This is a genomic window from Persephonella marina EX-H1, from assembly GCF_000021565.1.
Lineage (GTDB): Bacteria > Aquificota > Aquificia > Aquificales > Hydrogenothermaceae > Persephonella > Persephonella marina.
Genome location: NC_012440.1, coordinates 1,628,232 through 1,653,349, shown reverse-complemented (window position 1 = coordinate 1,653,349; position 25,118 = coordinate 1,628,232). Strand labels below are relative to the sequence as shown.

At 38.3% G+C, this 25,118-nt stretch carries 26 protein-coding genes, 1 tRNA gene and 1 other RNA gene; 20 read left to right on the top strand and 8 right to left on the bottom strand.

Annotation, left to right across the window (positions count from 1 at the left end; all coding sequences use genetic code 11):
- Window positions 1-17: 17 nt before the first annotated feature.
- The 12 genes from aat (at window position 18) to PERMA_RS08400 (ending at window position 10,381) form a co-directional block, all read left to right on the top strand.
- On the top strand, window positions 18-701 hold the full coding sequence (aat, locus tag PERMA_RS08455) for a leucyl/phenylalanyl-tRNA--protein transferase (RefSeq protein ID WP_012676692.1): 684 nt from the start codon (window positions 18-20) through the stop codon (window positions 699-701).
- Between the two features lie 81 nt (window positions 702-782).
- Window positions 783-2,777 (top strand): transketolase, encoded by a 1,995-nt coding sequence (gene tkt / locus PERMA_RS08450; protein ID WP_012676169.1) that lies wholly within the window; start codon window positions 783-785, stop codon window positions 2,775-2,777.
- A 16-nt stretch (window positions 2,778-2,793) separates the two neighbouring features.
- Window positions 2,794-4,020, top strand: a complete 1,227-nt coding sequence (locus PERMA_RS08445; protein ID WP_012675501.1) for a cation:proton antiporter domain-containing protein — start codon at window positions 2,794-2,796, stop codon at window positions 4,018-4,020.
- Window positions 4,017-4,274 carry an ATP synthase subunit I gene (locus tag PERMA_RS08440; RefSeq protein WP_012675592.1) on the top strand — a complete coding sequence of 86 codons (258 nt, stop codon included), beginning with the start codon at window positions 4,017-4,019 and terminating at the stop codon, window positions 4,272-4,274. Before PERMA_RS08445 ends, PERMA_RS08440 begins: the two co-directional genes overlap by 4 nt.
- Before the next feature lies 1 nt (window position 4,275).
- Entirely contained in the window at window positions 4,276-5,013 is a 738-nt protein-coding gene (locus PERMA_RS08435) for a F0F1 ATP synthase subunit A (protein ID WP_012676427.1), read from the top strand.
- A 15-nt stretch (window positions 5,014-5,028) separates the two neighbouring features.
- The gene (gene atpE / locus PERMA_RS08430) at window positions 5,029-5,295 is read left to right on the top strand and encodes an ATP synthase F0 subunit C (protein WP_015898860.1); all 267 of its coding nucleotides are present in this window, start codon (window positions 5,029-5,031) and stop codon (window positions 5,293-5,295) included.
- Between the two features lie 9 nt (window positions 5,296-5,304).
- On the top strand, window positions 5,305-6,060 hold the full coding sequence (locus PERMA_RS08425; RefSeq protein WP_012676069.1) for a F0F1 ATP synthase subunit delta: 756 nt from the start codon (window positions 5,305-5,307) through the stop codon (window positions 6,058-6,060).
- A complete protein-coding gene (locus tag PERMA_RS08420) occupies window positions 6,047-7,534 on the top strand; it encodes a F0F1 ATP synthase subunit alpha (protein ID WP_012676765.1) in 1,488 nt (495 codons plus the stop codon). The genes PERMA_RS08425 and PERMA_RS08420 overlap by 14 nt, the downstream gene beginning before the upstream one ends.
- A complete protein-coding gene (locus PERMA_RS08415; protein WP_012675912.1) occupies window positions 7,531-8,367 on the top strand; it encodes a F0F1 ATP synthase subunit gamma in 837 nt (278 codons plus the stop codon). Before PERMA_RS08420 ends, PERMA_RS08415 begins: the two co-directional genes overlap by 4 nt.
- Complete coding sequence (gene atpD, locus PERMA_RS08410) at window positions 8,364-9,731, top strand: F0F1 ATP synthase subunit beta (protein ID WP_012676459.1); 1,368 nt, start codon at window positions 8,364-8,366, stop codon at window positions 9,729-9,731. Before PERMA_RS08415 ends, atpD begins: the two co-directional genes overlap by 4 nt.
- Window positions 9,712-10,104 (top strand): F0F1 ATP synthase subunit delta/epsilon, encoded by a 393-nt coding sequence (locus tag PERMA_RS08405; RefSeq protein WP_012675673.1) that lies wholly within the window; start codon window positions 9,712-9,714, stop codon window positions 10,102-10,104. The genes atpD and PERMA_RS08405 overlap by 20 nt, the downstream gene beginning before the upstream one ends.
- 1 nt (window position 10,105) lies before the next feature.
- Window positions 10,106-10,381 carry an AtpZ/AtpI family protein gene (locus tag PERMA_RS08400; RefSeq protein WP_012676302.1) on the top strand — a complete coding sequence of 92 codons (276 nt, stop codon included), beginning with the start codon at window positions 10,106-10,108 and terminating at the stop codon, window positions 10,379-10,381.
- A gap of 1 nt (window position 10,382) precedes the next feature.
- Here PERMA_RS08400 and PERMA_RS08395 read toward each other — a convergent pair whose 3' ends face one another.
- Window positions 10,383-11,099: a DUF481 domain-containing protein gene (locus tag PERMA_RS08395; RefSeq protein WP_012675352.1), complete on the bottom strand. Its 717-nt coding sequence runs from the start codon at window positions 11,097-11,099 to the stop codon at window positions 10,383-10,385.
- A 110-nt stretch (window positions 11,100-11,209) separates the two neighbouring features.
- Between PERMA_RS08395 and PERMA_RS08390 the strand changes: the two genes are divergently transcribed.
- Both PERMA_RS08390 and PERMA_RS08385 read left to right on the top strand, forming a co-directional pair.
- Window positions 11,210-13,048, top strand: coding sequence for a TonB-dependent receptor plug domain-containing protein (locus PERMA_RS08390; protein ID WP_012676171.1), 1,839 nt, complete (start codon window positions 11,210-11,212; stop codon window positions 13,046-13,048).
- A 3-nt stretch (window positions 13,049-13,051) separates the two neighbouring features.
- Window positions 13,052-13,627, top strand: a complete 576-nt coding sequence (locus PERMA_RS08385; protein WP_012675326.1) for a hypothetical protein — start codon at window positions 13,052-13,054, stop codon at window positions 13,625-13,627.
- On the opposite strand, the gene PERMA_RS08380 is transcribed toward PERMA_RS08385, so the two are convergent.
- On the bottom strand, window positions 13,619-14,032 hold the full coding sequence (locus PERMA_RS08380; protein ID WP_012676397.1) for a Fur family transcriptional regulator: 414 nt from the start codon (window positions 14,030-14,032) through the stop codon (window positions 13,619-13,621). The genes PERMA_RS08385 and PERMA_RS08380 overlap by 9 nt on opposite strands.
- A gap of 149 nt (window positions 14,033-14,181) precedes the next feature.
- On the opposite strand from PERMA_RS08380, the gene metE reads away from it, so the two are divergent.
- A complete protein-coding gene (gene metE / locus PERMA_RS08375; protein ID WP_012676652.1) occupies window positions 14,182-16,488 on the top strand; it encodes a 5-methyltetrahydropteroyltriglutamate--homocysteine S-methyltransferase in 2,307 nt (768 codons plus the stop codon).
- 43 nt (window positions 16,489-16,531) lie between these two features.
- Here the strand turns inward: metE and PERMA_RS08370 are convergent, their stop codons facing one another.
- Window positions 16,532-16,723 (bottom strand): hypothetical protein, encoded by a 192-nt coding sequence (locus tag PERMA_RS08370; RefSeq protein ID WP_012676860.1) that lies wholly within the window; start codon window positions 16,721-16,723, stop codon window positions 16,532-16,534.
- 236 nt (window positions 16,724-16,959) lie between these two features.
- Between PERMA_RS08370 and speD the strand changes: the two genes are divergently transcribed.
- Together speD and PERMA_RS08360 are read left to right on the top strand one after the other, a co-directional pair.
- On the top strand, window positions 16,960-17,385 hold the full coding sequence (speD, locus tag PERMA_RS08365; protein WP_012675873.1) for an adenosylmethionine decarboxylase: 426 nt from the start codon (window positions 16,960-16,962) through the stop codon (window positions 17,383-17,385).
- 26 nt (window positions 17,386-17,411) lie between these two features.
- Window positions 17,412-18,692, top strand: coding sequence for a malic enzyme-like NAD(P)-binding protein (locus PERMA_RS08360; RefSeq protein WP_012676026.1), 1,281 nt, complete (start codon window positions 17,412-17,414; stop codon window positions 18,690-18,692).
- Here the strand turns inward: PERMA_RS08360 and PERMA_RS08355 are convergent.
- Genes PERMA_RS08355 through PERMA_RS08340 form a run of 4 tightly spaced genes read right to left on the bottom strand, consistent with a single transcriptional unit; the run spans window position 18,678 to window position 22,085 of the window.
- Window positions 18,678-19,289, bottom strand: a complete 612-nt coding sequence (locus PERMA_RS08355) for an L-threonylcarbamoyladenylate synthase (RefSeq protein ID WP_015898962.1) — start codon at window positions 19,287-19,289, stop codon at window positions 18,678-18,680. The genes PERMA_RS08360 and PERMA_RS08355 overlap by 15 nt on opposite strands.
- Complete coding sequence (panB, locus tag PERMA_RS08350) at window positions 19,282-20,073, bottom strand: 3-methyl-2-oxobutanoate hydroxymethyltransferase (protein ID WP_012676320.1); 792 nt, start codon at window positions 20,071-20,073, stop codon at window positions 19,282-19,284. Before panB ends, PERMA_RS08355 begins: the two co-directional genes overlap by 8 nt.
- On the bottom strand, window positions 20,073-20,744 hold the full coding sequence (locus PERMA_RS08345) for a Crp/Fnr family transcriptional regulator (protein WP_012675622.1): 672 nt from the start codon (window positions 20,742-20,744) through the stop codon (window positions 20,073-20,075). The genes panB and PERMA_RS08345 overlap by 1 nt, the downstream gene beginning before the upstream one ends.
- Window positions 20,745-20,753: 9 nt before the next feature.
- Window positions 20,754-22,085: a glutamate-5-semialdehyde dehydrogenase gene (locus PERMA_RS08340; protein WP_472853288.1), complete on the bottom strand. Its 1,332-nt coding sequence runs from the start codon at window positions 22,083-22,085 to the stop codon at window positions 20,754-20,756.
- Between the two features lie 109 nt (window positions 22,086-22,194).
- Between PERMA_RS08340 and PERMA_RS08335 the strand changes: the two genes are divergently transcribed.
- The 3 genes from PERMA_RS08335 (at window position 22,195) to PERMA_RS08330 (ending at window position 23,169) form a co-directional block, all read left to right on the top strand.
- Window positions 22,195-22,287 (top strand) — tRNA-Ser (locus PERMA_RS08335).
- A 19-nt stretch (window positions 22,288-22,306) separates the two neighbouring features.
- Window positions 22,307-22,406, top strand: an RNA gene (gene ffs, locus PERMA_RS10670) — signal recognition particle sRNA small type.
- A gap of 76 nt (window positions 22,407-22,482) precedes the next feature.
- Window positions 22,483-23,169 (top strand): response regulator, encoded by a 687-nt coding sequence (locus tag PERMA_RS08330; protein WP_012676958.1) that lies wholly within the window; start codon window positions 22,483-22,485, stop codon window positions 23,167-23,169.
- Window positions 23,170-23,174: 5 nt separating this feature from the next.
- Here PERMA_RS08330 and thrS read toward each other — a convergent pair whose 3' ends face one another.
- Window positions 23,175-25,115 (bottom strand): threonine--tRNA ligase, encoded by a 1,941-nt coding sequence (gene thrS, locus PERMA_RS08325; protein WP_012676310.1) that lies wholly within the window; start codon window positions 25,113-25,115, stop codon window positions 23,175-23,177.
- Between the last annotated feature and the right edge of the window lie 3 nt (window positions 25,116-25,118).

Sequence of the window (25,118 nt, the reverse complement as noted above, 5' to 3'; positions counted from 1 at the left end):
TTTTTGGAGATTTTATAATGATTTTCAGATTAGATAAGGATATATGGTTTCCTGATCCATACAACGCCCCTAAAAATTATCCTGTTGCTATTGGTGGAGATCTCTCACCTGAAAGACTTTTGTTTGCTTACTCCTTAGGTATATTCCCATGGTATTCTGAGGATGAGCCTATCTTGTGGTGGTGCCCTGATCCCCGTATGGTTCTATTTCCTGAAAAGCTTAGAATATCAAGAAGTCTTAAAAAGACTCTTAAGAAAAATATCTTTACTGTCAGGTTTGATACAGCATTTGAGGAGGTTATAAACAGATGCGCCACCGTTGAGAGAAAAGACCAGACTGGAACATGGCTTGTTCCTGAGATGATAGATGCATATATAAGACTTCACTCTCTTGGTTACGCCCATTCTGTTGAGGTATACCTTGGTAACAGACTTGTTGGCGGTCTTTACGGTGTTTCTCTTGGTGGTGTTTTCTTTGGAGAGTCAATGTTCCATGAGGTTTCAGACGCATCAAAGGTGGCCTTCGTTCATCTTGTACAGAAATTAAAAGAATGGGATTTTGATATGATAGACTGTCAGCAGTCAACAGAACATCTTAGAAGATTTGGGGCTGAGGATATAAGCCGTAAACAGTTCCTTGATATACTCAGACTGTCTTTAAAGAAGGAAACAAAACGTGGGAACTGGTCAGAGATTGTATGACCAAATTAATTTTTTTTAAATGACAATAACGTTTAAAATATTGTATGACAAAAAATTTTTTGTGGAGAGGTGAAAGGTTAGATGGAGAATATTGACCAGCTGTGTGTAAACACTATAAGAATACTCTCGCTGGACCAGATCCAGAAAGCGAAATCAGGACATCCTGGAATGCCACTCGGTGCCGCTCCTATGGCTTACGTTCTGTGGGACAGGGTTTTAAAACACAACCCGAAAAATCCAAACTGGTTTAACAGGGACAGATTTATACTTTCTGCAGGGCACGGTTCTGCAATGCTTTACTCACTGCTTCACCTTTACGGTTACGATCTTCCTCTTGATGAGCTGAAAAGGTTCAGACAGCTTGGGAGTAAAACACCTGGACATCCTGAATACGGACTTACACCTGGCGTAGAGGCAACAACAGGTCCTCTCGGACAGGGATTTGGTATGGGTGTAGGTATGGCTATAGCAGAGTGTTACCTTTCAAACTATTTCAACAGGGATGGCTTCAATATAGTTGATCATTACACATACGCCATTGTCTCAGATGGAGATCTTATGGAAGGTATATCCTCTGAGGCTGCAGCTCTTGCAGGAAGGCTGAAACTTGGGAAACTGATATACCTTTACGACGATAACCATATAACAATAGAGGGAGATACGAATCTTGCATGGAATGAGGATATAGAACTTAGATTCAAAGCCCACGGATGGCATGTTATAACTGTATCAGATGGAAATGATCTTGATGCGATATACGGGGCTATAAAGGCTGCGCAGGATGAGAAGGAGAGACCTTCACTTATAAAGATAAGAACACATATAGGTTATGGATCTCCAAAACAGGACGATCCTGAGGTTCACGGAGCACCTCTTTCAGATGAGGAAGCAAGAGAGACAAAGAGGTTCTTTGGTTTTCCTGATGATAAGGAGTTCTATATTCCTCAGGAGGCTTTAGAACATTTCAGAAAGGCGATTGAGAGAGGTGAGAAGTGGGAAAGAGAATGGTCTGAGATGTTCAAGGAGTATGAAAAAGCATACCCTGATCTTGCAGAGGAGTTTAAAAGATTTATATCAGGAGAGCTTCCTGAAGGGTGGGACAGGAATCTCCCGGAATTTAAAGACACATCAAAGAAGATAGCAACAAGATCAGCTTCAGGAGAGACATTAAATGTTCTTGCAGACAGGCTCCCAAATCTTATAGGTGGATCTGCAGATCTCGCACCATCAAACAAGGTTGTTATGAAAGGAAAGGGTGATTTTTACTGTGAGACACCAACTGGAAGGAATATACATTTTGGTATAAGAGAACATGCAATGGGAACAGCTGTTAACGGTATGGCTCTCCACGGTGGTATTATACCGTTTGGCGCCACTTTCTTTGTTTTCACAAACTATATGAGAGCATCTATAAGAATGGCTGCACTGATGGATATACATTCCATATTCATATTCACACATGACAGTATAGGGGTCGGTGAGGATGGCCCTACACACCAGCCAGTTGAACACCTTATGTCATTCAGAATTATGCCAAATATGACCGTTATAAGGCCTGCAGATGCAAATGAGACCGTTGAGGCGTGGAAGATAGCTTTAGAGAGGAAAAAACCTGTTATGCTTGTTCTAACAAGACAGAACGTTCCTGTTCTTGATCCAAGTAGATATCCGATAAAAGAAGGCGTAAAAAAAGGTGCTTACATACTTGAAGACTGTGAAAATCCAGATCTTATACTTGTAGGAACAGGATCTGAGGTTCATGTTGTACTGGATGCAAAAAAGATACTTGATCAGAAAGGTGTAAAATCAAGGGTTGTATCAATGCCGTCATGGGAGCTCTTCCTTGAACAGGATGAGAGCTACAGAAAAGAGGTGATACCTGAAAACATACCTAAGGTTGTTGTTGAAGCAGGTGTTGCACTTGGATGGAAGGATATAGTCGGGGATAACAGTATTATCATAGGTCTTGATAGATTTGGCGAGTCTGCCCCAGGAGATGTTCTTATGAAAGAGTTCGGTTTCACACCTGAAAATGTGGCAGAAAAGGCACTGTCAGTTCTACAGAAAATAGCTTGAAAAATCCGGGAGGGGGATGGACTTTATACATCATGGTGGCGTGCTTCTTGAGATCGGTCTGATACTTATTGTAGGTTACCTTTTTGGGAATTTAGCAAACTTTTTTAATCTTCCAAGGGTAAGTGGCTATATCTTAGCCGGTATAATTATGAGTCCTTCCCTTCTGAATATTATAGATCAGGAATTTCTCAATAAATCAAATATAATCACCCATGCATCACTATCTATAATAACTTTTCTTATCGGATCCTCACTTTCCTGGGATAAGGTGAGATCTCTTGGAAAGAGCATAGCATTTATAACCTTAGGTGAGGCTGAACTTGCATTTCTATTTGTTACATTAGCTATGTTCCTTTACTTTTTTCTCACCCAGAGTATAGATATAAAAATGCTTATAGCTTTATCACTCCTTTTTGGTGCCCTTGCATCACCTACCGATCCAACAGCAACACTTGCAGTGATACATGAGTACAGGGCTAAAGGTGTTCTGACCACAACAGTATTAGGTGTCGCCGCATTAGATGATGCAACAGGTATTATGAACTTCGTTTTAGGATATGCTATTGCAACATCGCTTGTGGCAGGTCAGGGGATAAGTATTCCCCACATCGTCTATGAGATTGTCTATCAGGTCGCAGGTGCTGTTATACTCGGTATTATTATGGGTTACCTTATGCACTTCTTAGGTCAGTTTGCTGAGGAGAGGAAGGAGGTAGTTACTGTAACAGTCGGGATACTCTTTATAACATTCTCACTTGCACATGGTTTAGGTGTTGATGAGCTTTTAGCTACGATGACTACAGGAATAACCCTTGTAAATGTTGATACTGAAAATGAAAAGTTCAGATCTCCACTGGAGAACTATATAGAGGATGTTATATTTACCGCCTTTTTTGTTGTAGGTTCTGCATTTTTAAACCTTAAAATACTTCTGCAGTACCTTCCTATAGTTATTGTTTATGTTTTAACAAGATTTGCGGGAAAGTACACTGGTGTTTATATAGGTGGGCATATATCTAATGCCCCAGACAAGGTTAAAAAGTATCTCGCATTTTCACTGTTTCCACAGGGTGGAATTGTTATAGGTCTTTCTCTCCTGGCATACCAGAACCCTGAGTTCAGAGATGTTGGTCTTATTCTCGTAAATATTGTTATAGGAGCAACAGCGATACATGAGTTTTTAGGGCCTGTTTTCTCTGAGATAGCATTAAAAAAAGCAGGTGAGATAGAGAAAAAGGGATGAAAATTATAGTTTACGCTCTGCTTTTCTTCTTAGGTTATCTCTGCGGGATACTTTTCTTTAATCATCTCTTTAAAAGCAGTAAGGAGGCTATCCTCAAGAAAAAAAGATCAACAGGTTTTTTCAGAAGATTTATACCCTTTTCTGTTGTGGCGGTTGCTGTTGCTTACTTTTTCAAGATAGGGATACTTTTTTTCCTTCTAGGTTTTTATCTTTCAAGGTTGACATTCACAAGGCTTTTAACTGATCTTAAATGATATGGGAGTAGAAAAAGTATTCACAAAAGAACTTCTTGATCTTGGATATATCAGCATAGGTAACATAAAGATACATCTTGTTATAACAGATGTTGTTATTACAACATGGGTTGCTATGGCTGTTGTTGTAGTTCTATCATTTATACTGACGAGGGATCTTAAGGTAAAGCATCCATCAACAAAACAGGTTCTTATAGAAACTGTTATTATAGCAATGGCAAAACAGATAAAGGATTTTTCACAGACACCTGTATTCCCATTTTTCAGTCTGATAGCAACAATGTGGATATTTGTTGCATTTTCAAACCTTATAGGTATGGTTCCCCCTTTTCACACACCAACAGGTAACCTTTCCGCTGTTGCAGGACTTTCAACAATAACATTCTTCTCTATATACTATTACGGTGTAAAATTCCACGGTATAGGTTACTTCAAAAAGTTCTTTGAGCCCGTTTTTATACTCTTTCCACTAAATGTTATAGGTGAGTTTGGAAGGATTCTCTCTCTCACCTTCAGGCTTTTTGGAAATATGCTTGGATGGGATCTTATCATAGCGATACTTGTACTTCTTACAGGTGTTCTGATACCTGTCCCTATGATGCTTTTTAATATAGTTGGCGATATTATCCAGGCTTATCTTTTTGGTGTTTTAACACTTGCATATATAGTTGCGGGACTTAAAGTTGAAGAGATAGACAGAAAATTATCAGGTATAAAAGAAGACTGGTATGAAATTTAAAAGGAGGGAGTTAAATTGGATTCATTAACAATTATTGCCGCAGTCTCAATCTTCACAGCAGGTCTAACAATAGCCATAGGTGGAATGATGCCATCAAGAGGTGAAGGAGAGGCTTTAACAAAGGCCATAGAGTCTGTGGCAAGACAGCCTGAACAGGCAAACAACATAATAAGACTTTTCTTCATTGGTGCTGCTGTTGTTGAGTCTGTTGCTATATACTCTCTTGTTATAGCACTGATAATACTGTTTGCAAACCCATTTATACATCTTTTTACAAAATAGGAATAAAAGATGAAGCTTGATCTACTAACATATCTTTTTGAGATTATTAACTTCTTTGTTCTTTTATGGATACTAAAAAAACTCCTTTACAACCCTGTTATCTCTGTTTTAAAGAAAAGGAAAAGCTATATAGACCAGAAGATAAGGGAAGCTGAAGAGGCTGAATCAAAGCTTAAAAAGATAAAGGATGAGTACAATCAGGTTGTGAAGGAGATGGAAGAGCTAAAGAAAACAAAGATAGCACAGATAGCAAAGGAGGTTCAGCAGGAGAAGGAGAGACTTTACAGTGAGATGAAAAAGGAGCTTGATGCCCAGAGACAGAAATTCCTAGAATCACTTGAGATAGAGAAGAAAGAGGCTATAAACGAGCTTAAAGAAGAAACTGTAAGATACGCATTAAAGTTTGTATCAAAACTTCTCTCCGGTATATCAGACAGAAATCTACACAAAAAACTACTGAGTATAGCTATTGAAGGGATAAAAAGTGTAAACAGGGAAGAGATTGATGATATAGCAGCTGAGCTAAAAGAGAGAAATACGGTAACTGTAGAAACAGCTTACCCTCTATCAGAGGAAGAGATTGAGAGTATCAAAAAGAGTATAAAGGATATGTTTGGTATTGATGTAACAATAAAAACTGAGGAAAGGAAGGATCTTATCGCAGGTGTTAAGATACATATAGCATCAAAGATGATAGATGCATCACTTGAAGGTCAGATATCTGTATTTGAAACACTGCTGAGGGATAAAATTGAGACTTCATGATAGTGTAGACAGGTTCAGGGAGGCTTTAAAAAGAGCTGTTGATGAATACAGTCTTAAGCCTGTAATAAAGGAACAGGGAGTGGTTGAGTCTGTTGAGGAAGGTATTGCTGTAATATCAGGTCTTCCAAATGCCATGTTCTATGAGGTTGTAAGGTTCAGCAACAACCTAAAAGGGATCGTTATAGACATACAGGAAGATAAGGTAACAGCTGTAATACTTGAAAAGGAGGAGAATGTTGAGATAAACACACCTGTTTACAGAACAGGATATATAGTTTCTGTGCCGGTTTCAGACCAGCTTTTAGGAAGAATAATTGATCCTCTTGGAAAACCCCTTGATGGAAAGCCTCCTGTAAAAACAACAGTTTACTATCCTGTTGAGAGGGAAGCTCCGGCATTATTTGACAGGGATTTTGTGAAAGATCAGCTTTACACAGGTATAAAGGTTATTGACTGTATGTTTCCAATAGGAAAAGGGCAGAGGGAGCTTATACTTGGTGATCCTTCAACAGGGAAAACATCAATAGCTGTTGATACTATAATAAATCAGAAAGATAAGGATGTTATCTGTATATATGTATCAATAGGTCAGAGAAAACAGTCAGTTCTTGATGTTTACACAACATTGAAAAAATACGGTGCTATGGATTACACAGTTATCGTCTCTGCAACATCAGACTCATATCCAGGTCTCCAGTTTTTATCACCTTACTCCGGAACAGCTATAGCAGAGTACTTCCTTGATAAAAATAAGGATGTTCTAATAGTTTATGATGATCTTACAAAACATGCTTTTGCATACCAGTCATTATCACTCCTTCTGAAAAGACCACCGGGAAGGGAGGCTTTCCCGGGAGACATATTTTATATACACTCAAGACTTCTTGAGAGAGCGTGTAAGATAAAGGATGGTGGATCTATTACAGCCCTACCAGTAGTTGAGACACAGGCAGGGAGAATATCATCTTACATCCCTACAAATGTTATCTCAATAACGGATGGACAGATATACCTCGATTCAAACCTTTTCAATATAAACCAGAGACCTGCTGTTGATGTCGGAAGGTCTGTCTCAAGAATTGGAGGGAAGACCCAGATACCGGCATTAAAGGAGGTTGCTGAGTTCCTCAGACTTTACTACGCACAGTTTCTTGAGGTTGAGATATTCACAAAGTTAGGTGTTAAGGTTTTTGGTGAGACAGCTGAGATCATAAGAAGGGGGAAGAGATTGAGGGAGCTTTTAAAACAGCCTAAACTCAAGTCTTATCAGGTTGAAGAACAGGTTGTGATATTCTTCCTGTTAAATGAGGGATACTTTGATAACATACCTGAGGATCAGGTTAATGACAGAGCTGATTTTATACTTAAAAGGATAAAAACTGAACATCCTGAGATACTGAAAGATATTAAGATCTCAAAAGTGTTAACCTCACAGATAAAGGAAAAACTTAAAAAGCTGGCTGAAGAGATATGAACTCAACAAAGGATATAGAACTTAAGATAAAGAAGTTTGATGATATAAGAAAGATCGTTATATCAATGAAATCTATAGCATCCCTGAATCTCCAGAAGGCTCAGCACCTCATTACAAGTCTGAGAGATTACGAATCCGAGATAACAGACAGCCTTCAGAAGATACTATCCTTTTACCCTGATCTATCACTCTCATTCAATGAAGGGAAGAAGGCTGTTATAGTTTATGGATCCGATCAGGGTCTCTGCGGTCTTTTCAATGAGAAGATAGGCAGGGAGGTTTTATCAAAATTTTCAGATGATCCTGACTTTGCAGGCTTTATAGTTGTGGGTAAGAAACTTGATGATGTTATCTCCGACAGGAAGTTTAAAACATTTCCATCACCTGTAGATTACGATTCTATATACTCCTACGCTTCTGAGCTTATAGGCTATATAACACAGCTTTATATATCCGAGAAGATAAATGAGATATACGTATCCTACAACCAGTTTATGGGGATAGGAAGATACAGACCTGTAATAAAGAGAATAATACCTTTTGAGGTTGAGAGGGAAAACCTCTACAGATACCCACCTGTTGTTGATATAGACCCAGCCCAGATCCTGTCAGACATTATTATTGAGTACATATTTGCAAATATATACAGATCCTACCTCGAGTCCTTTCTCTCAGAAAACGGTGTCAGGCTGATGAATATGGACAACGCCTCAAAATCAATAGAAAAGAATATTAAAAATCTTGAGATTGAGAGAAACTATTTCAGACAGGAAGAGATAACAGATGAGATACAGGAGATAATATCAGCATACAGGGTAATAACGGGGGAATGATGAGTGGAAAAATAGTTTCCATAAGGGAGAGTGTTGTTGATGTTGTATTTCCTGAGGATAACACTCCCTTCCTTAAAGAGGTTCTTGTAGTTGAGGAGACAGGAACAAAACTTGAGGTTGAGCTGTTAAAGGAGAACAACATCATATCCTGTCTTGTTCTAGGAAAAACTGTTGGTCTCTCAAAAAATATGACAGTAAAAAGAACAGGTAATTATCTCACAGTAAAGGTTGGTGAGGCTGTTCTTGGAAGAACACTTGATATATTTGGAAATCCAATAGACAGGCTTGGAGAGATAAAATCAAATATAGAGTATCCTGTTTACAGGAAAGCACCTGAGATAACGGAAGGTAGGGAAGAAAGGGAGATACTTGAAACAGGTATAAAGATAGTTGATCTTCTTGTTCCTTTCGTTAAAGGAGGAAAGGTAGGTCTTTTTGGTGGGGCTGGTGTTGGAAAGACAGTTCTCCTGACAGAGTTCATATTCAGAATGGTAAAGATACATGAAGGTGTATCAATATTTGCAGGTGTTGGTGAAAGAATAAGGGAGGCTCACGAGCTGTGGCACGAGCTTAAAAGACTTGATGTATTAAAAAGGACAACACTTATACTTGGACAGATGAACGAACCACCAGGGATAAGGGCAAAAGCCATATTCCCGGCTTTATCTATAGCTGAGTATTTCAGGGATGAGAAAAACACAGATGTACTACTTCTTATAGATAACATATTCAGGTATGCACAGGCAGGTATGGAGGTATCAACACTCCTTGGTAAACTTCCTGCAAGGGCTGGTTACCAGCCAACATTAAAGGAGGAGATAGCTGTAGTTGAGGAGAGGATAACATCAACAAAATCAGGTTCTATAACATCTGTTCAGGCTATATACGTTCCTGCTGATGATATAACCGATCCTGCTCCTTCAAGCACATTTGCACATCTTGACAGTACTGTTATTCTCTCAAGGGAGAGGGCTGCGAAAGGTTTTTATCCTGCTATAGATCCCCTTGAATCAAGAACAAAGGTTTTAGATCCGGATATAGTTGGACATGAGCATTATGAGGTTGCAAACCTTGTAAGATACCATCTCCAGAGATACAGGGATCTTGAGGATATTATAAATATGCTGGGTATTGAGGAGCTGTCTAAAGAGGACAGACTTATAGTCCAGAGAGCCAGAAAGTTAGAGAGATTTCTGACACAGCCTTTCTTCACAACAGAGGCATTTACAGGAAAGAAAGGTAAAAATGTTCCACTGAAAGAGACAATAAGAGGCTGTAAGGAGATAATGGAAGGAAAGTACGACCAGATAGATGAGGCAAGATTCTACATGATAGGAGTTGTTGATGAAGCTGTTAAGCCTTAACCTTATAACACCTGAGAAGAAGGAAACTTTCAATATAAGATATCTATCCCTTGAGGATGTTGAGGGAAGTCTTGGAATATACCCGGAGCATCAGGATTTTATAACAGTCCTAACAAGATCTATAGGTCATTTTGTTGATCAGGAAGGAAAAAAGATATACATAGCTTACGATTACGGGATCTTAAATGTTGAGAAAAACAGGGTTTCTCTCGTTACAAGAACAGCTGTAAAAGGTGAGTCTGTTGAGGAGATAAAGGAAGAGCTATCAAAAAGGATAAGCAGAATTGAGGTGTTTGAAAAAAAATTAAGGGAGAATATACAGATACTTGAGAGGATGATAATGAAACAGATAGTTGAGGTTGAAAGGGGATAGTATGGGAGATTTCTTTAAAGAGATAAAAGAGAGAATTGAGAGGCTTGAGAAGAAGAAGGAGAAAAATATATGGTACGCCCTGTCTTACATTGGAAGTATAAGTGTTATATTTCTCCTCCCTGTTATAGCAGGAGCGTATATAGGATGGTGGCTTGATGGAAGATACAGGGTTGGTAAGATCTCATGGACGATAACAGGCATTCTTGTAGGAATTTTTATAGGAATATACAATGTTTACCAGGTTTTCTACAAAAGAAATATAAAGGATTTCAGGTAGATCAAAAATCAAATATAACAGATGTTAGTAATGTTGTATCCGTTCTTTTTATATCAGGGTCAGGTGGTTTGTTCTGGTAGTTAACCTTGTAGGATACACCCATAGAGAGAACCGAGTTAAGCTTTATCTCAAAGCCTGTCTCACCATTTAAAAAGTAGTTCTGGTTGTCCCTCAGTGATACTATGTAGTTTATATCAAATCTATATTTAAGATCCTCCCTTATATCCCAGTCAAAATAAAGCTCAACCTTTGATGAGGAGTAGCTGTCGCTTTTCCTCTCCCCATCAACAAATCTGTCGTAATAGTTAATCACAGATATCAGGGACTTAAGGTTCATATCATCCCTCTCAATGATATCGTAACCTACACCTGGACCACCTGATATTCTGTACTCATAACCTGAGAACTTGTCCATCTCATACCTTATATTTAAAAAACCAAAAAGATCATCATGTATAACCCTTTCCCATCTTCCATCTGTTATAACCTTGTTCGCACTTTCCTTTCCATCGTCCTTTTTGTATAAAGTCTCACCTTTCAGATAAAATCTGTTTTTATCAAGCTCATAATCAGCGTTGAACTTTGACGCCATAGTATCCGTCTGTGTATTTCCTGATGTTTTAACATAGGCAAACTCTATATGAACCTCCCACTTTTTCTCTTCAGAAAAAACAGTAAATGTCAGAACAAGCAGTATAAGATAGATATACCGAAACAACTCCTACCTCCTTATAATCTCAAAGGAAGATTGATTATATTACAGGACAGTGAGAAAAATCTATAATATAATAACTTGCAAATACAAATCATTTGCATAAAGGAGGCAGGATGAGGAAGCTATTATCTGCAGCAGTTATGACAGCAGGGATAATCAGTTTATCAGAAGGATATGAACTGGAAAATATCTCCATCTACTCAGCTTATGGATCTTACACAGATATAAAGCAGATCACCTCCCCTTCAGAGATAATAACAGGAAAGGAGATAGAGGAGAAAAAGCCTTTTGATCTTAAAGAGCTTATAAAGAACAGATCGGGGATAAGTTTCAGTTCAAACGGTGGATTCGGTCAGACTACCTCAATCTATCTGTGGGGAAATAAAACGGAAAACACAGTCTTCATGATAGATGGTATAAGGATAAATGATCCTACAACTATAGGAGGAAACCCTTTTTACGAGCTTTTTCTAATGGATGATATCCAGCAGATAGAGATCGTAAAAGGTGTCCAGTCAGGTGTCTGGGGTGCCGATGCTGTCGGTGGTGTGATAAATATAGTGAGTAAAAAACCTGAGAAAGGTTTCCATATAAAAACTTACGGTCTTTACGGAAGTTATATAACGAGAAAGTATGGAACAACGATCTCTTACGGGTCTGACAGGATTGATCTTTTACTTGGTATTCACCACCTCAGAACATCAGGATTTTCAGCTGCTGAACCATCAAAGAAAAGCCCGGACTACGGCAAAAGATGGGACGAGCTGGGCTGGGAGAGGGATCCTTTCAGAAATGACACACTGAATCTTAAAACTTCATTTTATATAACTGATAAAGATAGATTTGAGTTTGTATTTAAGAATATTGATGCTGTTGTTCATTACGATGCAGCCTCAGGTATTGATGCAAAGGATTACGATGATCCTTTTGGATTCGGTATATCCGAGTATTTCAACCATATCTCACAGCGTTTCCACAGGATTTCGTACAGAAAAGATCTAAAAAAACACAGCATTGAGGTATCAGCGGCAAAATCTGAGTTTAAAAGAACCCAGTACGGCGGGTATGAAGGTGAGTACAGGGATTACACATTTAAGGACAGATACTCTTTCAGAAAAGGGTTTATCATCTACGGGATAACAAGGCAGGATTTTATAAACAGTAAAAGTGCAGGTTTTGATCTTAATAAAAGATACCACAGCTACGGCTACTTTATCACATCCGTTTACAGATCTGGAAACACAACCTACACAGGATCTTTTAGATACGACAGCTACTCTGCATTCAAGGATAAAGGAACTTACAAGATAGGCTTTAAACACAGATTATCAAAAAGATATTTTATCTCAGGAAATTACGGGACAGCTTACAAAGTTCCTACGATCTTTCAGCTTTATGGCTTCGCAGGAAATCCAGACCTTAATCCTGAGAACACAAAACAGTATGATATATCATTTGGAAGCAAACATATAACTCTCACTTACTTCAGGTACAGTATAAAAGATCTTATAGATTACGATTTCACCACATATAAATACAAAAACATAAAAGGAAGATCAAAGATAAAAGGCTTTGAGGCAAAATACAGCAGGTTTATAAAAAGATTCAAAACATTCATATCTGTTAACTACACATACCTTGATCCAAAAGATCCAGACGGGAACAGGCTTTTAAGAAGACCTCAGAACAGGGTAGGTTTTGAGCTTTCATTCTATCCATCAAGAAATTTAGATATAGGCTTTTACGGAGAGTATGTAGGAAAAAGAAAAGATACAGGAGGTGTGAACACAGGTTACTACACTGTGGTAGACTGCTTTTTAAACTACAGAATAAACAGAAATATCACAGTTTACGGAAAGGTTGTAAATCTAACGGATAAATACTACCAGACTGTTGATGGGTACGCCACAGCCGAAAGGAGTTTATACGCAGGAATTGAACTGAGATGGTGATAGATGAAGGTAATCTCACTAAAGCCCCGTACTTATATCTGGTATAAATTTTTCAACTCTTTCTTTACGGGGCTTTCAATAGGATCAATATTCACTATCTATGCACCATTAAAACCATCTATATACTCTGTAGGCGGAATACTTTTAGCTGTTGGTATGCTTATTGTCGCAAAGTTTTATGAAAAACTTATGAATATACAGAAATTCTTTTTTATATCTCTATTTGTTGAGGCTGTAATATTTTTACTTGTTATATACTTTCTGATAAACCCGTACACGTATATGACAGCTCTATTGGTTTATGCAGGCTACCAGCTGACTTTTGTATTTGGAGCCTACCTTGTGAGGGCTGAGACACTGATAGTCAGGAAGAAGAACCTTCTATCAATAATAGATATTTACAGACAGGCAGGTTATCTTTCAGGTATGGCTGGATCCTTTCTGTTTTATAAAATGCTTGAATACCAGATCGGGATCACATCAAACCAGGATAAGGTTTACTACCTTCATTTTCTCCTTATAATTGTTGAGGCTGTTATCATCACAGTTTTAATAAGATCCTTTAAAAAATCATTCTGATTTTTTCTGACACTCAGGGCATATACCGTAAACCTCTATACTGTGTCCTGTAATATCAAATCCGTGAACCTCAATAAGCTCCTCTTTAAACTTATCAAATGGACAGTTGTCAATTATCACTATCTTTCCACATTTCTCACAAACGAGGTAGTTTTTCTTGTCAGGAAGGGCGAACCTAGCCTTATCCTCATTCATCATATAGGACTTAACAACAAGACCTTCCTTTGTGAGCATCTCAAGATTTCTGTATATAGTTGACAGGCTTATATCAATCCCACCTTCTTTAAGCCTTAAGAATATATCCTCAGCATGTATTGGAAACTCAGCCTTTTCAAGAATATCAAGGATAGCTTTTCTCTGTTTTGTCTGTCTGTATCCTTTTGGAATTGAAAGTTTCTCTCCCATCAGCACCTTCCGTTAAAAATTAGATTAAATATTTTAACATCTTAAGTATAAAAATATAGATCTGTATATTTTTTGCAAATGATTTGCATTTGAAAATAAACTGTGTGATAATAATTGCAAATTATTTGCATTTGCAAAAGGAGGTTAGCATGGGTATAAAAACTACAGCTTTTGGATTCCCGAAGATAGGAAAAAACAGGGAGCTGAAAAAGTATGTTGAAGGATACTGGAAAGGGGAGATAAATAAGGATGAGATGTACAGAGGTCTTGAAAAGGTTAATGAGGAAAGGTTTGAGTTTCTGAAAAAAGGTGATCTTGATCTTGTACCTTCAAATGATTTCTCTGTTTATGATTTTATACTTGATATATCAACAATGATTGATATTATCCCGGATAGATTCAGGAATATACAGGATGATACAGACAGGTACTTTGCAATGGCAAGAGGCTCTGAGAGTGCGATCGCCTGTGAGATGACAAAATGGTTTGATACAAACTACCATTACATAGTTCCAGAACTGACAGGTAATTTCAGACTTATAAAAAACAGACCTTTAGACTCTTACAGATGGGCAAAAGAGAGAGGCATTGAGACAAAACCGGTTATTGTTGGACCTTTCACGTATGTATACCTTGGAAAGGTCTATGAGAGACAGGAAGGATCACTTTTAATGAATATGATCAGATCATACGATTCTGAGAAGTTCAGACCTATGGTTCTCTCACTGGCAAAAGTTTACAATGAGATACTTAAAGAACTCCAGTCTGAAGGCGTTAAAGCTGTCCAGTTAGATGAGCCTGCCCTTGTTCTTGATATAACTGATCAGGATGTAGATACACTTTTAGAGGCGTACAGGATACTTACAGATGGGATAGATAAAACGGAGATACATCTTCACACATACTACGAGAGTTTAGATAACTTTGAAAAGATCGTTTTCTCACTTCCTGTAACAGGAATAGGTCTTGACTTTGTTGTTAATGATGAAAATCTTGAGAATCTGAAAAGATACGGATTTCCTGACGATAAAAAACTTATAGCTGGGGTTATATCAGGAAGAGATCCGTGGAAAACGGACTACAGGAAGGTTTTGGATCAGCTGGAAACAATAGGAAGACACGTTTCTGAAGACAGGCTCATAATATCAAACGGATCACCTCTATTCCATCTTCCTGTTACAATAGAGTCAGAAAAAGGATTCCTTGATGAGAATCTGTTAAAGATGCTCTCATTTGCATCAGAAAGGATAGATGAGCTCAGGATACTGAAAGAGATAATAAATGAAGGTAAGGAAGTTCCAGATCAGAATATAGAAGAGATAAGAAGTATATTCATAAATGAGGATGTGAAAAGATCTGTTAAGGAGATTGAAAGTATTGAGATCAGAAGAAAGGATGATTTCAGAGAGAGATACAGATCACAGATGGAGCTTTTAGGACTGCCCAAGTTTCCTACAACAACGATAGGAAGTTTTCCTCAGACAAAGGAGGTCAGACAGGTAAGGGCAAAGTTCAGAAGAGGAGAGATAACAGAGGCTGAGTATGAATCATTCATAAAAGATCAGATAAAAAAGGCTGTTGAGATACAGGAAGAGATAGGTCTTGATGTTTTTGTTCATGGTGAGTTTGAGAGAACTGATATGGTTGAGTTCTTTGGTGAAAAGATGGAAGGTTTTGCGTTCACGAAAAACGGCTGGGTTCAGTCTTACGGAACAAGATGTGTGAGACCACCTATAATATACGGTGATGTATCAAGACCTGAATCCATGACAGTTAAGGAGATAGTATACGCTCAAAGTCTCACAAACAAGCCCGTAAAAGGAATGTTAACTGGTCCTGTAACTATTCTTAACTGGTCATTTTATAGAAAGGACATACCTAAAAAGGAGATAGCATTCCAGATAGCCCTCGCACTAAAAGAGGAGGTTCTTGATCTTGAAAAGGCTGGTATAAAGATTATACAGATTGATGAACCGGCATTTAGAGAAGGACTGCCTTTAAAGAAGAGAAAACAGGAAGACTATCTGAGATGGGCTGTAAAGGCTTTCAGACTGACAAATCACACAGTTAAGAAAACAACACAGATACATACACATATGTGCTACTCAGAGTTTAATGAGATAATAGAATGGATATACCAGATGGATGCTGATGTTATATCAATAGAGGCTTCAAGATCAAAAGGTGAGATAATTCAGGCTTTTGAGGATTTTAATTACGACCACGGAATTGGTATAGGACTTTACGATATACACTCTCCAAGGATACCTTCAGTTGAGGAGATGCTTGAGATAGCTGAGAGAACTGTAAAGGTTACAGACAAAAATCTCATATGGATAAACCCTGACTGTGGTCTAAAAACGAGAGACTGGAAGGAGACCATTCCTGCGTTAAAGAATATGGTTAAGGTTGCACAGATCCTGAGGGATAAATACGGAAAGGAGCTTGAGTTGTGAGGATCATAAAATCCCTTCCCTGAGGTTCTGAAGGGGGAAGGGATTAACCTTCAGACCTTTCAATGACTTTGAACTGGATGATTCTTCTGTTGCACTTCTCACATCTTGTGTCAAGGATTCCAACGTTGTTTGCAACCACTATAACCTCTTTTCCTTCAAAACCACATCTGCATCTGTAGGATACCTCTTCAAAACGGACATCCATCTCCTCAATTCTTTTACCTGCTCTTACCATTACTTTTTCACCTCCTTTAAGATTTTTTCTAACTATAAGATAGGAAAGTTAGATTAAGGGATTATTAACTTCTGGTTAATATTTGTTAACATAAGGTATTCCATGTAAGTTGAAGGTTAATGATTTTTCTCATAAATTCTATTATTAGAATTCTGGATAATTTCAGTATTTACAAATAAAAAAAATTAGTATATTTTAAGTTATTTATAGATAATAAAATCAGGAGGATTGATGGATTGATAGGATTTGGACCTCACCTCATGGTTGACGGTTACGATGCAAATTATGAAGTTCTTGCAAGTGTTGAGGCAGTAACAAACTTCCTTGATGAACTTCCTAAAGAGATAGGAATGACAAAGATAATGCCTCCTTACGTTTTTAAGTATGACGGCGGAGACAAGCCTGAGGACTGGGGCGTATCAGGATTTGTTATAATCGCTGAAAGTCATATAAGTGTTCACACATTCCCAGAAAAAGGATACTTTTCAATAGATATATTCTCATGTAAAGATTTTGATGTTGATAGAGCTATAGAGATTATAAAAGAGTACTTCGGAACGGAAAGACTTGAGATAAAACAGACTGAAAGAGGTTCAGAATTTCCAAGGGATATAAGAATAGCAACATCTATAACAAACGCTCAGAGAAACAGACTTATATAGGGGGATACCTTTCCCCTTTTTAGATTATGAAAATAAAGAAAGAAGAAGCACTTTTTTATCACAACGGTGACTCTCCTGGAAAACTGGAGATAAAACCAAAAAAACCTTTCAAAACACAGAGAGATCTTTCCCTCGCATACACACCAGGCGTTGCCTTTCCATGTCTTGAGATAAAGGAAGATCCTATCAGATCGTACGACTACACAATAAGATCAAACCTTGTTGGTGTTGTAACAAATGGGACAGCTGTCCTGGGTCTTGGTGATATAGGAAGCCTGGCAAGTAAACCTGTTATGGAAGGAAAGGCTTTATTATTCAAAAGGTTTGCAGGTATTGATGTTTTTGATATAGAGATAGACGAGAAAGATCCTGATAAGTTCTGTGAGGTGGTAAAAAAGATATCCCCAACTTTTGGAGCTATAAATCTTGAGGATATAAAAGCTCCTGAATGTTTTTATATTGAGAAAAAGCTTAAGGAAGAGCTAGATATACCTGTTATGCATGATGACCAGCATGGAACTGCAATAGTTTCTGCAGCAGCGTTACTTAACGCTATAGAGATAACAGGAAAGGATATATCCCAGATAAGACTTGTTATAAACGGTGCTGGAGCTGCAGCGATAGCATGTGGAAGACTTTACAGAAAGTTAGGCGTTAAGAATATCATAATGCTTGACAGTAAAGGTGTTATCTCAAAGAAAAGGGATGATCTTCCAGAGCATAAAAAAGAGTTTGCAACAGATGAGAATATAAGATCTTTAAAGGAAGCTATGTACGGAGCTGACGTTTTTATAGGACTGTCAAAGGGGAATATACTATCAAAAAATATGGTTCTGTCTATGAATGAAGAGCCTATAATATTCGCCCTTGCAAACCCGACACCTGAGATATTCCCTGAAGATGTTTACTCTGTAAGGGATGATGCGATTGTTGCCACAGGGAGAAGTGATTACCCAAACCAGATAAACAATGTTATAGCCTTTCCGTTTATATTCAGAGGTGCCCTTGACACAAGAGCGGAAAGTATAAACGATCAGATGATACTTTCAGCGATAAGAGGAATAGCAGAACTTGCTAAAAAGGAAGTACCTGAAGAGATAAAAGAGATATACGAATCCGATCTTAGATTTGGAAGGGATTATATAATACCAAAGCCTTTTGACCACAGACTTCTTATTGAGGTACCGGTAAAAGTGGCTGAAGCTTCATTAAAATTAGGTGTCGCAAGAGTAAAAGATTTTGACCTTGAAAGATACAGAGAGGATCTAAAAAAGCTTTCCTATGAGCTTTTATCATCCTTCAAGTAATCTTTTTATCTCATCTTTCTTTATACTTCCTTCTCTGATCACAGTGATACCATTATCAATCTTCACAACTGTTGAAGGCTCTTTTCCCTTAACAGTCCCACCATCAATATAAAGATCAACCTTACTTCCAAAATACGAGACAGCCTGATCTATATCCTCAGCTGGTTTCTTACCTTCCGGGTTAGCTGAAGGAGCTATCAGAGGTCTTTCTATCCTCTCCATAACTTTTATAAGCTGATCACTATCAGGAATCCTGAAACCTAACGATCCTTTACCTCTGTGAAGATAGAAGAACCTTTCTTTACAATCATCTTGAAGATCTATAACAACGGTTATACCTCTGTGAATGAGCAGTTTTTTTTCTCTCTCTGAAGGCTTTACACAGAAAAGATCAAGAAACTCAAGCTGGGGTATCAGAACGATAACAGGCTTTGTGGGAGTTCTCCCCTTAAGTCTGTAAACCTTTTCAACAGCATCTTTATTCAGTGCATCTGCAAGTATACCGTAAAGTGTGTCTGTGGGAGCTATTACGATCCTCCCTTTTTTCAGATATTCAGCAGCTTCTTCTATATTTTTAGATACTTTTATATCAGTCATAGGTGTGTTCTTTTCCAGGGAATATACCCTCCTGAACCTCTTTTTTAAAGTTTTTCAGAGCTTCCTTAATAAGCCTTCCACCTTCCATATACCTTTTAACAAACTTTGGAGATCTATCAAAAAATCCGAGCATATCGTGGAAAACAAGAACCTGACCGTCAGTTTCTTTCCCTGCACCTATCCCTATTGTTGGAACCTCTAAAAACTCTGTTATCTCCTTCGCAAGCTTTGATGGAACAGCCTCAAGAACGACGGCAAAAACACCTGCCTGTTCAAGTATCTTCGCATCCCTCAAAATTCTTTTCTGCTCCTCCTCAGTCTTCCCCTGAACTTTATAACCTCCAAGTGCATGAACAGACTGTGGTGTAAGTCCAAGATGACCCATCACAGGAATACCAACAGAAACAAGTTTCTGTATAACCTCAGCAACCTCTTCACCACCTTCTATCTTAACAGCGTTACATCCTGTCTCCTTCATTATCCTTCCTGCGTTGTAAACAGCATCCTCCTTTTTCACCTGATAGCTCAAAAATGGCATATCAACAACTATAAATGTGTCAGGTGCCCCTCTTCTTACAGCTTTAGCATGGTATATCATCTCATCAACGGTGACAGGAAGTGTCGTATCAAGACCGTTTACAACCATTCCTACGGAATCACCAACAAGTATACAGTCTATCTCAGCCTTCTCACAGAGCCTTGCAGACCAGTAGTCATAGGTTGAGATCATCGTTATCTTCTTTCCCTCTTCTTTAGCCCTTAAAAAATCATGAATCGTTTTCATTATAAAATTCTCCAGTTTTTCTCTTCTAAATTTAATATATACATATTGTTGTCTTCAGAAAGTATCCCAAGCTCTGAAAACCTCTTTAATGCTTTCGTTACAGACTCCCTTGAAGCACCTATCCTTTTTGCTATCTCCCTGTGGGACATTTTTGGTACTTTATAAACTCTCTCATCATTTTCAACAGCACTTTCTATAAAAAGATTAATTATCCTCTCCTTAACATCTAAAAATGCGAGACTCTCTAAGAACTTGTCAGCCTTTCTAAGTCTGTAAACGAGATTTTCCGCAAGTTTTAGACAGAGTTCAGGATACTTTTTAAGTATCTCTATAAAATACTTCCTCTCAAGAACAGCAACAACAACATCCGTTTCTGCTATCAGTGATGCACTTCTCGGCTTTCCATCTATAAGACTCAGTTCTCCAACAAAATCTCCTTCGCCGAATATATCTATAACAAGCTCATTTCCCTCATCGTCAAATATTGAGGCCTTTATTCTCCCTTCAAGGATAATAAAAAGGTCTGAGCTTTCCTCCCCCTGATAGACTATCTCTTTACCCTTCTGGTACTGGTAGATCTTCATATAAGGGATAATATGTCTGAAAAAATCCCCTCCAAATCCTTTAAAAAGTGATGAGCTTCTAAGAGCCCTTTCAAGTCTTCCTTCCATAGCCCTTACCTACATCTCACATTTTTCTGTATCTATCTTTATCTCCTCATCTTCAGGAATACCAACATTGTTCCTTATCTGTCCATCTCCAAATATTATAAACTTAGGTATTGTAAGCTCCTTTAACCCCATAGGTCCTCTAACATGGATCTTATCCGTTGATATTCCCATCTCAGCCCCAAGCCCAAACTCATTTCCATCTGTAAATCTTGTTGAAGCATTAATATAAACTGCAGAGCTGTCAACCTCATTAATAAATCTCATACCTTTAGTGTAGTTCTCAGTAACGATAGATTCCGAATGGTTAGAGCCGTATTTATGAATAAAATCTATAGCCTGATCTATACTGTCAACAACTTTAACGGCAATAATCAGATCAAGGAACTCCTCGTAGTAATCATCTTCCTTAGCTGGAACTATCTCTGTATCGTTAGCCTTCGGATGATCCCTCAGTATTTCAAGAGCTCTCTCATCACATCTCATCTCAACACCTGCTTTACCGTAGTAATAGGCTATCTCAGGTAAGAACTTTTCAGCTATATCTTTATGGACGATAAGATTCTCTATAGCATTACATACAGAAGGTCTCTCAACCTTTGCATTGTAGGCTATATTTAAAGCCTTTTCCATATCAGCCTCATCATCAATATAAAGGTTACAAACACCTTTATAATGTTTTATAACAGGCATTGTTGCCTTTTCTGCAACAGCTCTTATAAGTCCTTCTCCACCCCTTGGAATAACAACATCTATATACTGATCAAGTGTTAAAAGATGGTTCACAGCCTCCCTATCTGTAGTATCAACAAACTGTATAGCTCTCTCTGGAAATCCTGACTCCCTTGCCGCCTGTCTCAGTATCTCAACAAGTACCCTGTTTGAGTTTATGGTCTCACTTCCACCTTTAAGTATTACAGCATTTGAGGATTTTATACATAAAGAGGCAGCCTCAACAGTTACGTTAGGTCTTGCCTCATAGATAATCATAACCGTCCCAAGTGGAACCCTCATCTGACCCACCCTGAGACCGTTAGGTCTTGTCCACATTGATATGATCTCACCTACAGGATCAGGTAGGGATGCAACATCCTTTAAAACCTGAACCATACCGTTTATCCTTTTTTCATTAAGTGTTAATCTGTCAAGTAGAGCTTTTGAGTAACCTTTCTTCTGTGCAAACTCAAGATCTTTATCATTCGCCTCCTTTATTATCTCTTTTTTCTCAATCAAAAGCTCTGCTGTCCTGAGAAGTACTCTATTTTTAATATCTGTTGTAACCCTTCTTAAAAACTTCTGTGACTCCCTGGCTTCCCTTGCAAGCTTTTCTGTATAGAACTTTATATCCATAAATACACCTCCGGTTCTGAGTATTGCTTAGAAATATTATAAGCCTATTTACCAGTTCAGTTTGCAATTTTATTTGATTATCATATAATAATAAAGCCTCAACGGATGGGTGCCCGAGCCTGGCCGAAGGGGCAGCACTGGAAATGCTGTGTACCGCTTTGCGGTACCGAGGGTTCGAATCCCTCCCCATCCGCCAGTGTTAAAAAGAATAAAATTGCCGGGTCCCTTCGGGTAGGGACTGGTGAACCCCGCCAGGCCCGGAAGGGAGCAACGGTAAGCCAGAATCCCTACGCCGATAGGGGGCGCCCGGCTTTATATATTGAGATTTCTTAACAATCTCCTCCCCTCTTCCGTTTATAATTGAATATCATAAGCAGATCGGGAGACAGTTATGAGTCTTATTTATGTTGTTGAAGATGACGAGGATATCAACGAACTTCTCGTTTACAATCTGAAAAAGGAAGGTTTCAGTGTAAGATCATTTCTGAACAGTAAAGAGGCATACAGAAATATAAAATCAGACTACCCAGATCTTATAGTCCTTGATATTATGCTTCCTGATATGGATGGTCTTGAGTTCTGCAAACTCCTTAAATCGGATAAAGATACAGAAGAGATCCCTATAATAATGTTAACAGCAAAAAGTACAGAGATTGATAAGATAGTTGGACTTGAGCTTGGAGCTGATGATTATGTTACAAAACCTTTCTCAATAAGGGAGCTTATAGCAAGGATAAAAGCTGTCCTGAAAAGATCAAAAAGATCATTTAAAAAAGACAAGATCATAAGGATAAAAGATCTTGAGATAGACCCTCTGAAAATTGAGGTAAGGATAGACGGAAAAAATATAGATCTAACAGCAAAAGAGTTTAAGCTTCTACTTTTACTTATAAATGCAGAAGGAAAGGTTCTTACAAGGGATCAGATACTTTCATCTGTCTGGGAAAATGATCTTGATGTTTTTGACAGAACGATTGATGTTCATATAAAAAAGCTCAGGGACAAGTTAGGAATCTATGGAAGATGTATAAAGACAGTCAGAGGTGCAGGCTATAAATGGGAGTGTGAAGGGGACTAAACCCTTCACAGCTCTGTTGATCTCTCCTCTATCAGTTTTTTAGCATTCTGGATAAACTGATCCACAGTGAAAAGACCTACATTTCCCTTTTTCTTGGTTCTTACAGATACACTTCCTGTCTGCTGTTCTTTATCCCCAACAATCAGCATATAAGGTATCTTCTGTAGTTCCGCATCCCTTATCTTTCTATTCATCCTCTCTGATCTCTCATCAACCTCAACCCTCAATCCTGCCTCTTTAAGCTTCTTTTCAACCTCCTTTGCATACGGTATATGTGTGTCTGCAACAGGAATTATCTTTGCCTGAACAGGAGAAAGCCAGAGAGGTAGAAGACCTGCGTAATGCTCAATAAGAACACCTATAAATCTCTCTATTGAACCGAATATAGCCCTGTGTATCATATAAGGTCTGTGTCTCTTATTGTCTTCCCCTATGTAGTACATATCAAATCTCTCTGGAAGATTAAAATCAAACTGGATTGTGGAACACTGCCACATTCTGCCTATAGCATCTTTTATCTTGACGTCTATTTTAGGTCCGTAAAATGCCCCACCCCCTTCATCAATCTGGTAATCAAGACCAACACTTTCTATAGCCTTCCTGAGGGACTCTGTTGCCACCTCCCACATCCTGTCATCACCTACAGACTTTTCAGGTCTTGTTGAGAGGAATATCTGAAACTCATTAAAACCGTATGTTCTTAAAGTATCAAGTACAAGATGGAGAACATCCTGTATCTCCTTCTCAACCTGATCCTCCCTGCATATTATATGTGCATCATCCTGTGTAAATCCCCTAACCCTCATAAGACCGTGTAAAACTCCGCTTCTCTCATACCTGTAAACCGTTCCAAGCTCTGCAAGTTTTATAGGAAGTTCCTTATAACTTCTCTGTCTTGATTTGTATATCTCAACATGGAAAGGGCAGTTCATAGGTTTAACAAAGTATCCCTCCTCCTCTATCATCATCTCTGGAAACATATTCTCCCTGTAAAAATCAACATGTCCGCTTGTCTGCCAGAGCTGTTCCTTTCCTACATGAGGTGTGTAAACAAGCTGGTAACCTCTCTTTATATGCTCCTCCTTCCATGCTGTCTCTATCTCATTTCTTATAACAGCTCCCTTTGGAAGCCACAGTGCAAGACCACCACCAACATCCTCATCTATTATAAAAAGCTCAAGCTCCCTGCCGAGCTTTCTGTGATCCCTCTTCTTAGCCTCCTCAAGCATATTCATATACTTTTTCAGATCCTTCTCATTCCAGAAGGCAACACCGTAAATTCTCTGGAGCATAGGATTTCCTTCTTTTCCCCTCCAGTATGCTCCTGCAAGTGAAACAAGTTTAAAAACGCCCGCTTCTCCTGTTGAAAGAAGGTGTGGACCTCTACACAGATCTATAAAATCACACTGCTGATAAACGGATATAGGCTCCCCTTCAGGTATCTGGTGTTTTATTATATCTATCTTGTATATCTCCCTTTTTTCCTCAAAAAGCTTTAACGCCTCATCCCTTGGAAGTTCTTTTCTCTCTATCTCACAGTTTCTCTCTATTATCTCCCTCATCTTCTCTTCAATAACTGGAAGATCCTCTTCTGTAAGTCTTTTTCCCTCTATCTCAACATCGTAGTAAAAGCCGTTCTCAGTTGTTGGACCTATACCGAGATGAACATTTTTATCACCGTAAAGCTCCTTTAAAGCCTGTGCCATTATATGTGCAAATGAGTGTCTTAAAATCTCAAGGCTTTCAGGATCTTTTTTTGTGAGAAATGTGAGATCCCCTCCTGTTCTAATAGGTGTGTGGAGATCTATTATCTGATCGTTAAGCTTTCCACCAACAACATTTTTTATCTTCTTCCCCTCACCTTCAAGGGCTGAGATGATATCTTTCAGGGTAACACCGTCTTCAAACTCATACTCACCAAACCTTTTTATATTAAGCTTTACCATCTA